12 protein-coding genes are annotated in these 13691 nt (G+C 43.1%); 11 read left to right on the top strand and 1 reads right to left on the bottom strand.

Annotation, left to right across the window (positions count from 1 at the left end; genetic code table 11):
* The 8 genes from ABY044_RS11895 to ABY044_RS11860 all read left to right on the top strand — a co-directional run.
* A partial coding sequence (locus ABY044_RS11895; RefSeq protein WP_373020932.1) for a hypothetical protein occupies nucleotides 1-258 on the top strand: 258 nt, incomplete at its 5' end.
* A gap of 68 nt (nucleotides 259-326) precedes the next feature.
* Nucleotides 327-1499 carry a nucleotide sugar dehydrogenase gene (locus ABY044_RS11890; protein WP_373020931.1) on the top strand — a complete coding sequence of 391 codons (1173 nt, stop codon included), beginning with the start codon at nucleotides 327-329 and terminating at the stop codon, nucleotides 1497-1499.
* Entirely contained in the window at nucleotides 1500-2504 is a 1005-nt protein-coding gene (locus ABY044_RS11885) for an NAD-dependent epimerase (RefSeq protein WP_373020930.1), read from the top strand.
* A gap of 120 nt (nucleotides 2505-2624) precedes the next feature.
* Complete coding sequence (locus ABY044_RS11880) at nucleotides 2625-3698, top strand: hypothetical protein (protein ID WP_373020928.1); 1074 nt, start codon at nucleotides 2625-2627, stop codon at nucleotides 3696-3698.
* 1 nt (nucleotide 3699) lies between these two features.
* Nucleotides 3700-4446 carry a hypothetical protein gene (locus ABY044_RS11875; RefSeq protein ID WP_373020926.1) on the top strand — a complete coding sequence of 249 codons (747 nt, stop codon included), beginning with the start codon at nucleotides 3700-3702 and terminating at the stop codon, nucleotides 4444-4446.
* Entirely contained in the window at nucleotides 4413-5759 is a 1347-nt protein-coding gene (locus ABY044_RS11870; RefSeq protein WP_373020924.1) for an O-antigen ligase family protein, read from the top strand. Before ABY044_RS11875 ends, ABY044_RS11870 begins: the two co-directional genes overlap by 34 nt.
* 93 nt (nucleotides 5760-5852) lie before the next feature.
* The gene (locus tag ABY044_RS11865; protein ID WP_373020922.1) at nucleotides 5853-6866 is read left to right on the top strand and encodes a hypothetical protein; all 1014 of its coding nucleotides are present in this window, start codon (nucleotides 5853-5855) and stop codon (nucleotides 6864-6866) included.
* Nucleotides 6867-6964: 98 nt separating this feature from the next.
* Nucleotides 6965-9775: an FAD-binding and (Fe-S)-binding domain-containing protein gene (locus tag ABY044_RS11860; RefSeq protein WP_373020920.1), complete on the top strand. Its 2811-nt coding sequence runs from the start codon at nucleotides 6965-6967 to the stop codon at nucleotides 9773-9775.
* Between the two features lie 30 nt (nucleotides 9776-9805).
* Here ABY044_RS11860 and ABY044_RS11855 read toward each other — a convergent pair whose 3' ends face one another.
* On the bottom strand, nucleotides 9806-10216 hold the full coding sequence (locus ABY044_RS11855) for a hypothetical protein (RefSeq protein WP_373020918.1): 411 nt from the start codon (nucleotides 10214-10216) through the stop codon (nucleotides 9806-9808).
* 100 nt (nucleotides 10217-10316) lie between these two features.
* Between ABY044_RS11855 and ABY044_RS11850 the strand changes: the two genes are divergently transcribed.
* From ABY044_RS11850 to ABY044_RS11840, 3 genes are all read left to right on the top strand, one after another.
* Nucleotides 10317-10934 carry a nucleoside triphosphate pyrophosphatase gene (locus ABY044_RS11850; RefSeq protein WP_373020917.1) on the top strand — a complete coding sequence of 206 codons (618 nt, stop codon included), beginning with the start codon at nucleotides 10317-10319 and terminating at the stop codon, nucleotides 10932-10934.
* On the top strand, nucleotides 10927-12399 hold the full coding sequence (gene rng, locus ABY044_RS11845; protein WP_373020916.1) for a ribonuclease G: 1473 nt from the start codon (nucleotides 10927-10929) through the stop codon (nucleotides 12397-12399). The genes ABY044_RS11850 and rng overlap by 8 nt, the downstream gene beginning before the upstream one ends.
* A 33-nt stretch (nucleotides 12400-12432) precedes the next feature.
* On the top strand, nucleotides 12433-13691 hold a 1259-nt coding region (locus ABY044_RS11840), incomplete at its 3' end, for a hypothetical protein (RefSeq protein WP_373020914.1).

Below are 13691 nucleotides of genomic sequence, written 5' to 3'. Positions count from 1 at the left end.
GGCTTGAAGGAATATGGAGCCTCCGAGGTTCTGTCTACCCAGATGGCATTTGAGTTTTATCTGCCGATGCTGAGTTCTTACTGTGAGGTTATCGGAGATGTCGGTAGCGCATTGTTGACGACAAAATGGCTACGTCCGGATATTGGCGTTAAAGCGGTATTAGATGAAAACGAAGGTTTTCAACGGGACTTTATTCCTTTGATTCAAGCGATGCAGATTCAATTATTATCGGACTATAGCGAGCTGGTGAACGGTTGAGTTGTATGTCTATAGTCATTTTAATTTGTAGTAGAATCTCGATAAATTTTTGTCACTAAGGTGGTTTCATGAAAATAGCGGTTGCCGGAACAGGGTATGTGGGACTTTCGATAGCGATGTTACTTGCCCAAAAGCATGAAGTGGTTGCGTTGGACATCGTTCCTGAAAAAATCGATCTCTTAAACAATAAGCGTTCGCCGATTGTCGATACCGAGATCGAAGACTTTTTGGCAAATAAACCTCTGAATTTTACCGCCACACTGGATAAAGAAGTCGCCTACCAGAAAGCCGATTATGTGGTGATTGCTACTCCGACCGATTACGATACGGAAACGAATACATTCAATACCCGATCGGTTGAGGCCGTGATCAAAGATGTGATGGCGATTAATCCAGAAGCGGTAATGGTTATTAAATCCACCATTCCTGTGGGCTATACCGATAGAATCAAGCAGGAGTTGGGCTGCGAAAACTTGATGTTTTCTCCGGAATTCTTGAGAGAAGGTAAGGCGTTATACGATAACTTGTATCCATCACGAATCATCGTGGGAGAAAAGTCTGAAAGGGCAAAAGTATTCGCCGACCTCTTGCTGGAAGGGGCTTATAAAAAGCAGGAAGACATTCCGGTATTGTTTACCGACGCAACCGAAGCGGAAGCGGTGAAGCTGTTCTCTAATACGTATTTAGCAATGCGTGTTGCCTATTTTAATGAACTGGATACCTACTGTGAAACCCATGGTTTAAGTACGCGGCAGGTCATTGAGGGGGTCGGGCTAGATCCGCGAATCGGCGATCATTACAACAACCCTTCTTTTGGATATGGGGGATATTGCCTGCCAAAAGACACCAAACAGTTATTGGCAAATTATCAAGAAGTCCCTAATAACTTGATTCGTGCCATTGTCGATGCCAATACCACACGTAAGGATTTTATAGCGGATTCGGTGATTAAGCGTAATCCTAAGGTGGTTGGAATTTATCGTTTAGTGATGAAGCAAGGATCCGATAATTTTAGGGCTTCTGCAATTCAGGGTGTGATGAAGCGCATTAAAGCCAAGGGAATTAATGTGGTTGTTTATGAGCCGGTTTTGGAAGAAGATGAGTTCTTTAATTCTAAGGTTACGAAAGATTTGCAGGAGTTCAAAGCAATGGCAGATGTAATTATTGCCAATCGGATGACTGACGAAATTAGAGATGTTGAGCAGAAAGTGTATACGCGTGATTTATTTGGAAATGATTAGATGAAAGTACTCGTAACCGGTTCTGCCGGGTTTATTGGTTTTTTTACAACTCAAGCCTTATTGAAACAAGGCCATCAAGTAGTCGGAATCGATAATCTTAATGATTATTATGATGTGAGTTTAAAGCAAGGGCGGTTGGATTTTTTAAATCGATTCTGCGAAGAGAATGGTTACGGTGATCAATATCAGTTTATAACGATGGATATTTCGGATCGAAAAGCGATGGCCGACCTATTTAAGAGTCATGTATTTGATCGAGTGATTCATTTAGCGGCACAAGCGGGGGTACGTTACTCTATTGAAAACCCTCACGCTTACGTGGATTCAAATCTGGTCGGATTCGTAAATGTTCTGGAAGGATGTCGTCAACAGCAAACGGCGCATTTGGTTTACGCTTCTTCCAGCTCAGTTTACGGTATGAACAGCAAAATTCCTTTTTCAACCGAGGACAGAGTGGATTTTCCGATCTCTTTGTATGCCGCGACTAAAAAATCCAACGAGCTGATGGCGCATACGTACAGTCATTTGTATAACATCCCGACCACTGGATTGCGTTTTTTCACCGTTTACGGTCCGTGGGGCCGCCCGGACATGGCGTATTTTTCGTTCACGAAGAAGATATTGGCCGGGGAGACCATTGATGTTTTCAATCATGGCCGGATGGAGCGCGATTTTACCTATATCGATGATATCGTCGAAGGTGTGCTTAGAGTGATGGATCACATTCCGAAGCCACAGCAGACGGAAATCACTACTGCTCAGGCTCCCTACAAAATCTATAACATCGGTAATAACCAGCCAATCACCCTTGAACGCTTTATCAATGCGATTGAATCCGCGACGGGTAAAACGGCTGTGCGCAATAACCTGCCGATGCAGCCTGGAGATGTGCCGCGGACTTATGCCGATGTGAGTGATTTGATGCAGGATGTCGGATTTAAACCGTCTACAGAAATTGAGGTTGGAATCTCGAGATTTGTGGAGTGGTTTAAGTTGTATGCTTGAACGTGTTTTATAAATAAGAGATAGATAATTTTGTTTTTTTACGATAAGAAGTATTGGTTTTTCCTGTTTGCCATTGTTTATTCCATCGGATTAATTGCGTTTAGCTATACGATTGAACCAATGCACGATTATGCACTCTATTTTAGGCACTGGGACTTAGTGCTTTCCGGAGGAGATCCTTGGAAAAAAATAGAAGCGGCCAATGCTTATGGGCCTGTTTATAATTTATTTGCTTGGTTATATCAAATTGATCATCAACTTCCTAAGTTAGTGTTTGTTTCGAGCTGGTTATTTATCGCGCTTTATTCGATGTATGTGTTTTTAATGGATGCACGTGCATCGGTTGTTCAAAAGTGGTTATTTTTTATATTTTGGTTCTTCAACCCTTTCTTTATATTAAGTACGGCCTTTTATGGGTTTAATGATAGCTTTGTCGCATTGCTTGTCTTTATCGCTTTGTTCTTAATCCTACAATACAAAAACCGGGTTGTCGGGATAGTTGTGATTGCTTTGGGGGTTTTGACAAAGTTGTATCCATTGTTTTTACTGCCTTATGTTTCTCGAAATAAACAGCAATTGTTGAAATTTTCCCTAATATTTTTATTTCTATTGTTTTTCACGTACTTGGTGACTTACCTGGTTTGGGGAGGGTCGTTTGCAAATGCCTTCGGTAAGGCAAATGGAAGAGATCCCGCACTTTTTTCCATTATGAGATTTGTAAATGGCGCTTATTTTCCGAGTGAATTTTTGGCCCAAGTTATTATTGGCCTAACCAACTTGTTTGTGTTGTTGGGGGTTGGGTATGTTTTTAAGCTGTTCTGGAATGGAAGGATTGAGCAGCACACTGCATTTTTGGCCGGATTTACAATGCTATTGCTGTTTTACAAAGCCGGGCAGCAGCAATTCTATTTGACTTATTTTGCTATTTTTGCGATCTGGTGTATGTGGGAGTTTAAAAAAGAGACTCCTAACCTTAAAGCGTTTTATTCTATTTTGGTGTTAGGGTTGTGGTTTGCGGTAATGGCCGGCCTAGTTTATCCGTTAACACATAGGATGGAAGGTGAATATTTATGGCTGAGGGATTTGATTGGACTGCCAACCTTTGTCATTCTATTCGTGACGGTTTACTTTTTACTAAAATCTCCGGCAGATAAAGTAGTCGAAGAATCTTTTCTAAGAGAGACAAATAAATAATATGACTCCAGTTAATGTCATTTGTCTGAAATGGGGAAATAAATACCCTGCTGAAGATGTTAATAAACTCTATCACATGGTTAAACATAATTTAGATAGGGATTTTGTATTCCACTGTATTACAGAAGATAGCCAAGGACTTTCAGAAGAGATTCAGGTGTTACCTCTTTATGATGATACTTTAACGGGATGGTGGCATAAGCTTTCTATTTACCGAAAGGATTTTTATGGTCTGGAAGGTACGGCGCTATTTCTTGACTTGGATATAGTGATTACAGGATCGTTGGATAATTTATTTGATTATAAACCCGGTGCTACCTGCTCTATCTTGGATAAAGGGGGAAGTAAATGGAATGTTATCAATAGTTCTGTTGTGCGTTTTGAAATTGGGGCTTTGAATTACGTTTGGGAGGGTTTTCAGTATAACCATGACTGGATCATGCATAATATGCATGGCGATCAGGATTGGTTAGGATTGGTGATTCCTTCGGTTGAAGTTTATCCTGAAAACTGGGTCGTCTCATATAAAAAAGATTGTCGCGCTAAAGGCTGGAAGCTATTAGGTCATCTGGGTGAAGTGCTTATGAAAAAAGGTATCTTGAAGCCGATCGGTGAAGCGGTTTTGCCAGCGGGAGCGAAAATCGTGATTTTTCATGGAAAGCCCGATCCTATCGATGTGGTTTACAAACCTTATAAACAATGGAAGAGAGCAAGTTGGATACAACTTTATTGGAATCGAGAAAATTAGAATATTTAAAAATCCTTATTCTAACGGTTGCTGGATGGACTCTTGTTTTAACTAAGTTGATACCGCTTGAAACCACCTTTTTACTCTTATCAATTATTTCGATTGTAGCTTTTAGAAGGCCTTTTAGTGAGGCGCTTTCTGTACCGAAAAATTGGTTTTATGTATTAGTGTTTGGATTTGTATTATTAGGGATTTTTCCGGTAGTTTTTTATTTGCCGCTGGGTGAGTCTTCTTTCAATCTGATTGATCATAAATTATCCGCCATCGTTGCATTGGTTTTTGTCTGGATTGTTTGGTGGCAACTTAAACCTTCTGAGGATGTCGTTTGGTGGAGTTTGATTTTTATTACCTATTCCGTGATTTTTGTCATCGCGTATGAACTGTATCTTGTCGGCAAATGGTCAGCGATTTTTACATATCGTTTCGGAGGTCTGACGACCCCAACTGTTCTCCGTTTCGGTATATACAGCAATTTATTTACGGTAATCTTGCTGGGTGGATTTGTTTGGGCTGTCAAAAAAGGTTCGTGGACCATATTCGTTCTGATAGTAACGGTTCTTATCTCTTTTATAGGTTCGTTGGTTTCTGATACCAGAAGTGCTTGGGCTGGATTGCCGGAAGCTCTCATTGCATGGAGTGTTTTCTACTGGCTTTATTTGAAAAGAAATTCGGTTGTGAATTTAAGGAAAGTAGCCGCATTTTGGATATTCTTTATCGTCTGTTTTACTTCGGTTTTATTTTATTTCGGTGACCGAGTTGAAAAGCGATGGGATGCAATGACCGGGGATTTATATAATTATTCAGAAGGTGCCGGTTCAACCGGCAGTGTAGGGAAGCGTTTAGTGCTATTTCAGGCTGGAATACAGGGCTTTTTGGAAAAACCATGGACAGGTGTGGGGGAGGATAACTCCATGTCCGAACAACGTCGTTTGACTGCGCCGATTATTGAAGAAGTCTATGGGCGTAAAGGTTCGATGGCTTTTGGACATCTGCATAATCAGTTTATTGAAGAAGCGTTTACAAGAGGGGTGCTTGGGCTCATGGCTTTACTGATTACGATTGGATACTTGCTTTTCTTTTTTAGTAGGGGAGTGAAAGAATCGAAGCAGAGTGGAGACTTTTCCCCTTGGCCTCTGGTTGGGTTGTTATTTGTAATTAGTTCTTCAATCTCCATGATGGCTGAGGCTTGGATTCATTTGTCTACTGGAGTTATTTTTTACATTTTTTTCATTACATTATTCGTCTTTTTAAGTGCGCGAACTTTGGCAAACAATCGTTCTGAAGATGGTCGCGTGAAAAAAGTATCAGGGTGAGTTGAGTTGGGATTGCGATATTTCTTTTTGTTTTTTGTGGTATTCAATTTAATTCTTTGTTCGGGATTGATTTCGGATTATTTCTCGGAGAAGTTGACCTGGGATCGAACGATTACAAATTACATTCTTACCCAGTATTTTGTTAGTTATGATTTTGAATTTCTTAAACGAGGGTTGATCGCATCTGTTTTTGACTTGTTTGGGATAACAGTTAATAAAGTAAATGTTTTCGTATTCAGTTATCTTATTATTAACGCAGTATTTGTTGTTGTTTGGAAAGCTGTGAATTCCTTGTTTACCTATCCCGACCAGAAGAAAATGGCTTTGGTTTTCATGGGGATATTTATACTCTCACCTGCGACTGCAGTGCAATTCGGGAATGATTTTGGTAGGTTAGATCCTACTAATATTCTTTTGATGTTGCTTTCAATCTGGATAGTTCTATATAAGTCTCAATATTGGATCTTGTTTTTAATCCCAACGCTATCTGTGGCAGCGGTTTTGATCCATGAAATTTATATTTTCACCGGTCTACCGTTGGTTCTTGCCGTTATGTACTTACGTTCTAAAGAATTGAACCTTAAGGTAGCGTACGTCTTGTTGGCCGGCTCGTTGTTATTGACACTGATTTGTATATTGACTTTTGGTAAGGCTGATTATTTGTTTACGGTAGAATATTTAACTGCAAAAACAGGTTTTACTAGCGAAGAGTTTCCTGTTGCCGTATGGACAAGTAGTCTTATTCAAAATATTGGTTTTACGTTCGAGCGTTATGGACGCGTTAAAACATGGACTTCAATTTTAAGGGATTTATTTATTTTGTTGCCGTATCTCCTTTTGATCTGGTTTGCATTTAGACATAGAGATTTGAACAAACAATTAAAATACGTTTTACTTGCGCCATTGGCGATTTTTCCATTGTTTTTAGTTGGTATCGATTTTTCCCGTTGGATAGGGTTGGTGATTTTTAATTTTATGATCGCTTTCTTAATCGTCTGGCATCAGCTGAAACTTAACTTGGATGATAGGTCTTATAATAAGAAGTATTTGTATCTAAGCTACTTTACAATGTTGTTGGGTTTGACGGGGCCGTTGGGAATTACGTGAGGTCAGGAATCCTCGGTATGAAGCATTGAGTCAAATGGTTTATTTGTACATAAAAGTGTAGTTCATGATTTTTTACAATATGGTTAAGAGATATAGAAATGCACGTGTCAAATGATGCTTCCATATTTGAGATTAAAGCTCTTCAAACTGTAACGCCTGAGACTCAGAATGTTCTTCTTGACGTTGTCAAAGCTTCGCTACTGAGTCGTCAATCTATCACCCTGCGCGCCGGCGGAACTTCTTTGGGCGGGCAGGCGATCGGCTCCGGAACCTTGATTGATGTATCCAAGCATTTGACGCGCGTGATCGATTACCGTCCGGAAGAGAAAGAGATTGATGTTGAGCCAGGTGTAATTCAGGACGATTTAAATGATTTAGTTCGAGCGGACGGTTTGTGCTTTGCTCCGGATACCTCAACTTCTAATCGCGCCATGATTGGCGGCATGATCGGTAACAACTCCTGCGGTTCTTACTCTGTTTATTACGGCACTACTCGAGAACATGTAAAGTCCATCGACGTCATTCTGGCAGACGGTTCGCAAACCACCTTTGAGCCTCTCTCCGAAATCATGCTTCAGGATAAGCTCGAACAACAGGACTTTGAAGGTAATATTTACCGTACCGTGTTCAATCTTCTGGAACGCCACGGCAAAGATATTCTGGAACATTTCCCACATCCATCCATCAAGCGTCGTAATACAGGCTATGCGTTGGATGAGATTTATCGTCACCATCAACCATTCAATCCAAAAGGCAAACCGTTCAATCTGGCTCCATTGATCTGTGGTAGCGAAGGAACCTTGGCTGTCATCAAACAGGCCTGTCTGAATCTGGTTGAGTTGCCGAAGCATCGCCAATTGATTTGTGCGCATTTCGGTTCTGTCGAAAGTGCCATGAAGATCGTGCCGAGATTGTTGGAGTTTGAACCGGCTGCAATCGAGTTGATCGATAAGCCGACGCTGGATGGAACCAAAGCCAATCGCCAGCAGCAGCAAAACCGTTTTTGGATTGATGGCGACCCTCAGGCAGTGCTCGTTATTGAACTGTTTGACGAATCAAAAGCGGAACTCGAAAACCGTTTGAAATCCCTGCAGGCCTGGTTGCTTGAGAAGGGTGCCTATTCTGCGTCGATTATCAACCCAGAGGATTCTTCCAAAGTATGGGAGGTTCGCAAGGCAGGCCTAGGGATGCTTATGGGTAAGGTAACCCGTAAGAAGGCAGTGGCTGTGATTGAAGACGCAGCCGTTCCGGTTCATTCCTTGTTCGATTACTTTCAGGATGTCCAGGCGTTGATGGCCGAGTTGGAAGTGGGGTGTGTTTATTACGGTCATGCATCGGTTGGGTTGATTCATATCCGCCCGGAACTGGATTTGGCGACTGAAGAAGGCAAACGGTTGTTTCGGACGATTGCCGAGCGTAACTCTAAATTGGTTAAGAAATATCGCGGTGCTTTGTCCGGCGAGCACGGCGATGGAAGGATCCGTGCCCCGTTTTTGAAGGAGCAGGTTGGTGAGCAGGTATATGCTTATCTGTTGGAAGTGAAGCGCGCGTTTGATCCGCATAACCTGCTTAATCCGGGAGTCATCATTGGCGACGCTGCTATCACCGAAAATTTGCGCGCCGATCGCCAGCCTAAAGAGTTGTTGTCCACGGCATTTGATTGGTCGAAAGATCTGTCTTTAATGGATGCGGTGGAAAAATGCAACGGTGCGGCCGCCTGCCGGAAATCGGCCGGGCGTGGAGTAATGTGCCCTTCGTACCAGGCGACGCGCGAAGAAAATTATTCAACACGCGGGCGAAGCAATCTTTTGAGATATGCGTTGACCGAACCTGATCCGCGAAAGGCTTTGCGGGATTCTGAATTGCAGGATGCGTTGGAGCTGTGTCTGGGGTGTAAAGGCTGCAAAACCGAGTGCCCGGCCAATGTCGATATGGCGCGTCTTAAAGCGGAAGTGTTGCATCAAACCCGCAGCCCTTGGGATGCAAGCGCATGGGCGTTGAAACATTATGCAGGCCTGTTGCGTTTAGGGCAAAGCTTTCCGGGCGTTTTTAATGCGGTCCAATCCAATTCTTTAGTAAAGGCATTATTTGGGATTGATAAGCGCAGAAGTCTTCCGAAAGCGCATTCTCAAAGTCTGATGGATTGGTGGAGTGTGCAACCGGCCTCAGAAAAACAATCCACATCAGCCAATGTTTGGGTATTGTGTGACTTATTCAGTCAGTATCAGGAGCCGAAAGTCGGTCAAGCCGTTTTAAACAGTCTGCAAAAAATGGGATTGCACGTGGAGCCGGTGTTTTTGCAGGCGTCTCCGCGCGCTTTGATCAGCAAGGGGCTGTTGCCTGAAGCAAAACGGGCGCTTCAGAAAATGGTGTCATTGCTGAACAACTGGCAGCCTGGTGATTATATTGTTGGCATCGAGCCTTCTGAGTTGCTGGTTTGGCGAGATGAGGCGAAAGACTTATTGAAAAACGACATTCCTGAAACTCAGCAGGCCTGTTGTGAAGCCTTGTTGAGTCAGGTTAAGTCTTATGAGGAGTTGATGCTTGATTTGTCCGAACGTTCCCTTGTTCCGGAGTTGAAGGAACTTAAAAATAAGGTCTGGCTGCATGTGCACTGCCATCAAAAGGCATTGGCAAAACCGGCCGACAGCGCCAAGGCGTTAGGGTTGATACCGGGAGTGGAAGCTGAAATGATTCCGTCCGGGTGTTGCGGTATGTCAGGCGAGTTCGGTTACAAGCATTATGAAGTCTCAAAAACCATCGCCGGGCAGGTTTTATTGCCGACGCTTGAAAAAGCCCGGGCTGAGGATTTGATTGTCGCTACCGGCACCAGTTGCCGCCATCAGTTAGAGGACTTAGGTCGACATTCAACTCTTCATATTGCCCAGGTTTTCGATCGAGTTCTGTAACGTGGAATTCGATCTGTCGAATAAGTTTACTTAACTTTCAAAAAAAGGCGCTAGCGCGGTTTTAAGACGTTCCGGCGTTTCATCAGAAGCGGTTAGTGGTTCATGACACCAGACTGCATCCGGCCACACCTCGTCACTCTCTTCTCTAAAAATCAAATGAATATGCTGGTTCGGATTCTTGTTGCCAATTTTGGCGATATTGAAATGTTGGCCGATGTTATTCTGCTGAATGAAGCCGATCAGGCGATAGATTTCTCCGTAGAGTTGTTGCACGTAATTTAAATCGTCATTCGCATTCAGTTGTTTTTTGGGGACAACTAAAAACCACGGCATTACAGTTTTTTCTGCCATTAATGAAAAGAGCGGGTGGTCGTATAGATATACGGCGTCAAATGTGGATTCTAATAATTCGGGAGAGTGATTTGGCAGAATGATGTCCATATAAATTCGCTTTGTTATAAAACGTTTTCTAAAACGCCCATTCGACGTATTTACGGGTTAGAATGAGCAGATAATTAAGATTAAATAATAGCAGAATTTTATGAAAACACGGATGAATGAAGCCAAATTACTTTATCTGGCATCGGGTTCCCCGCGTAGGCAGGAATTGTTACATCAATTGAACTTAGAGTTTGAAGTGATCAATGCACCGGTGGAAGAGGTGGCATTGCCGCACGAAAGTCCGGAGTCTTACGTGCGTCGAATTGCAATTGAAAAAGCGCTTTCTGGCTTCAATAAAGTAGCGGGTAAAAAGATTTGGGTTATTGGCGGGGATACTGCAGTCGTCCTAGACGGCAAAGTTTTCGGTAAACCTAAGAACGAAGCGGATGCCCATCGAATGTTACGTTTATTGGCCGGAAAAACGCATACGGTTTTGTCCTCGGTTTCAGTCGTTTATGACGGCGAAGTTTTTTCAGCCTTGAATCAAACGTTAGTGTCTTTTAGGGATTTGTCGGAAGACGAAATTCATGCTTATTGGCAAAGCGGTGAGCCGGAAGGTAAAGCCGGCAGTTATGCAATTCAAGGTTTGGGTGCACGATTTATAGAGAAAATTTCAGGTAGTTATTCAGGGGTAATGGGGTTGCCGCTATTCGAGTTGGATCAACTCTTAACGGTCTCGGGTTATCTAGAAAAGTTTAAAGGCATTCAAGATGCATAATGAAGAAAAAGTTTTAGTTAACGTTACTCCGAATGAAACGCGTGTGGCGTGGGTGGAAAACGGAGTTTTGCAGGAAATCTGGGTAGAAAGAAGTAATAAGCGCGGATTGGTCGGTAATCTTTATATCGGTAAAGTCGATCGCGTTTTGCCTGGCATGCAAGCCGCCTTTGTCAATATTGGGTTGGAGCGGGCCGCTTTTTTACATGTATCGGACGTTTGTCAAAAAAGTGTCGGTCATGATGATGAAGAAGAGTGCGAGGATATTGCTAAATTACTGCGCCCAGGTCAGAAGATCATGGTGCAAGTAGTTAAGGATCCTTTGGGTACGAAAGGCGCCCGTATTACCATGCAGGTGACGATTCCGTCGCGGATGGTGGTTTATATGCCGAATGAGCGTGCCTTGGGCGTGTCTCAGAAAATCGAACAGAGTGAAGAGCGCGAGCGTTTGCGTGACTTGATGAAGCAGATTCCTGAATATAAAGATTCCGAAGGTGGGTTTATCGTCAGGACGGTTGCCGAAGGCGTTAATTTTCATGAGTTGCGTGCCGATATGATCTTTCTTCAGCGGTTGTGGCGAGATGTGCAGGAGAAAGCGCGCAATGCCCGCAAGCCGTGCATAATCTATGAAGACTTGCCACTTTATTTGCGTATTATGCGTGACATCCCGATTGATCGTATCGAGAAGATTCGGGTCGACTCTACGGAAACACTGCAAAAAATGAAGCAGTTTGTCGATACCTATGTGATGGAGTTGGGCGACCGGGTTGGTTTATATACCGGAGAACGGCCTATTTTCGATCTTTATAATATTGAACAAGAGATTCAAGGTGCCTTGGAAAAGCGCGTCAACTTAAAGTCCGGTGGGTATTTGATTATCGATCAGACTGAGGCCATGGCGACGATCGATGTTAATACCGGTGCATTTGTGGGGCACAAAAATCTGGAAGAAACGATTTATCGTACCAATTTGGAGGCGACGCAGGCGATTGCACGTCAATTGCGATTGAGAAACCTCGGCGGAATTATTATTCTGGATTTTATCGACATGGAGGCCGAAGAGCATAAGGCGCATGTTCTATCTGCCTTGGAAAAAGAATTGGCAAAGGATCGGGTTAAAACCTCGATTAGTAATATCTCAAATCTAGGTTTGGTCGAGATGACACGGAAACGAACCCGTGAAAGTTTGGAAAGGACTTTATGTGAACCTTGCCCTATGTGTAATGGGCGCGGAACGGTGAAGACCGCGGAAACTGTCGCTTATGAAATTTTTAGAGAAATTACCCGTATGGCTCGCTCTTTTGATGCTAAGCAATATCGAGTGATTGCGGCAGAGAGTGTGGTGGCGAGAATTATGGACGAAGAGTCGAGCAGCGTCGCGGAACTGGAGGCGTTTTTGGATAAAAGTATTCGTTTTCAGGCGGAAAGCACTTATGCCGCAGAACAATTCGATGTTGTGATGATGTAATCCGGTAATGTTCGATAAGGTAATTGGTGTGGCATGATCAAGCGTACCCGGCAACTATTGTTAATCTTGTTTGCGTTGTTTGTAACGTATTTGGTGGTGGTGCGCGTGTTGATAACTTGGGCGCAATTGGCGCCTGAGCAGTTTGGTGCGGTGGTGGAAAGTGTTACCCAAAGTCAAATTGAATTCCAGAACCTGAAAATTGAGCAAAACTGGTCGGGGGTGACGCTGAGTGCCGAAGATCTGTTGATTGAGCATGAAGCCTTTGAGGTTGAGGCTGAGCGTTTGTCGTTTGATTTTAATTTGTTTGCCCCTTTAATACCTAGAGCGAGCTTGGGTGAATTCCTAGAGATTCGCGGATTGAATTTGTTGCAGTTTTCCTCGAAAGCGGATTTGCCGAAAGAGGTGGATGCAACGACATTAATTTCTATGCAGTCCGTCGAACAATCTATTCGACGTCTCAATATCAGTCGGCTTTGGAAACGTGTCGATATTGTCGATTTAACTTTATCCGTTCCTCAGAACGGTGTGCCTACGACATTGAATGTACAAACTTTTCAGGCCTTCAAGGGTGCTAGCTGGACATTGGCAGCGGATTTAAGTCTTTCTTACGGTTCTTATTTAAAAAATGAGTTGTTTCAGTTCAAGGGGTCGTTTCTTCCTAATGTATGGGGGGGGGTTGAGCAGGGACAATTTTCGCTTACCTCTTTTCAACCGTTGGGTCTCAAAAATTTAGCGAATTTATTACCGGATAAATGGCACCAGGTTTTGCCCGACGGTGAATTAACCGTTGAGGTTAAAGGGAAACTTTCTAAAGCCTTGCTGTCGGATTTAAATATTGATCTGTATGCACAGGCATTGGGCTGGCCGGATAATGAAGAGGCGTTGCCTAAAACTTTGGGCGTCAATTTAGAGTGGAAGAACCAATCTCAGATCTACAGTCAGGAAGGAAGTGATTGGTTGTTTTCAGCTAGCCGGGTGCAGTTGGATAATCAGTATATCGAAACCGTCGCTCCGATTGAGTTATCGTTGTCATCGAATAGAAATCTACACTTTACAACTCAAAAATTTAATATCGAACCGTTTAAGAAAATGATCCATGCCATTCTTAAGAACGAGAATGTCGCTCAGCTGTTTGAGGCTTCGGTGGAGTTGTCGCTTGAAAATATCGAGGGAGATATCAATGTAGATACCCTGATTATGGAGAACTTATCGTTAGAGGTTTCTAAGTTATCGATTCCTGTCACCACTTTGCCGGGTTTGGCAATGGAAAAGTTGTATGTCGACAAGCGAGG

It is taken from the genome of Thiomicrorhabdus sp. (assembly GCF_041583835.1).
Taxonomy (GTDB): domain Bacteria; phylum Pseudomonadota; class Gammaproteobacteria; order Thiomicrospirales; family Thiomicrospiraceae; genus Thiomicrorhabdus.
Note: the sequence above shows the minus strand (reverse complement) of the source record. Positions and strands in the feature narration are given on the sequence as shown.

What these genes read in the sequence shown, in the direction of transcription:
- ABY044_RS11890 (WP_373020931.1), top strand. Translation starts at nt 327, where the DNA reads ATGAAAATAGCGGTTGCCGGAACAGGGTATGTGGGACTTTCGATAGCG.
- ABY044_RS11855 (WP_373020918.1), bottom strand. Translation starts at nt 10,216, where the DNA reads ATGGACATCATTCTGCCAAATCACTCTCCCGAATTATTAGAATCCACA.
- ABY044_RS11880 (WP_373020928.1), top strand. Translation starts at nt 2,625, where the DNA reads ATGCACGATTATGCACTCTATTTTAGGCACTGGGACTTAGTGCTTTCC.
- ABY044_RS11885 (WP_373020930.1), top strand. Translation starts at nt 1,500, where the DNA reads ATGAAAGTACTCGTAACCGGTTCTGCCGGGTTTATTGGTTTTTTTACA.
- ABY044_RS11860 (WP_373020920.1), top strand. Translation starts at nt 6,965, where the DNA reads ATGCACGTGTCAAATGATGCTTCCATATTTGAGATTAAAGCTCTTCAA.
- ABY044_RS11875 (WP_373020926.1), top strand. Translation starts at nt 3,700, where the DNA reads ATGACTCCAGTTAATGTCATTTGTCTGAAATGGGGAAATAAATACCCT.
- rng (WP_373020916.1), top strand. Translation starts at nt 10,927, where the DNA reads ATGCATAATGAAGAAAAAGTTTTAGTTAACGTTACTCCGAATGAAACG.
- ABY044_RS11850 (WP_373020917.1), top strand. Translation starts at nt 10,317, where the DNA reads ATGAAAACACGGATGAATGAAGCCAAATTACTTTATCTGGCATCGGGT.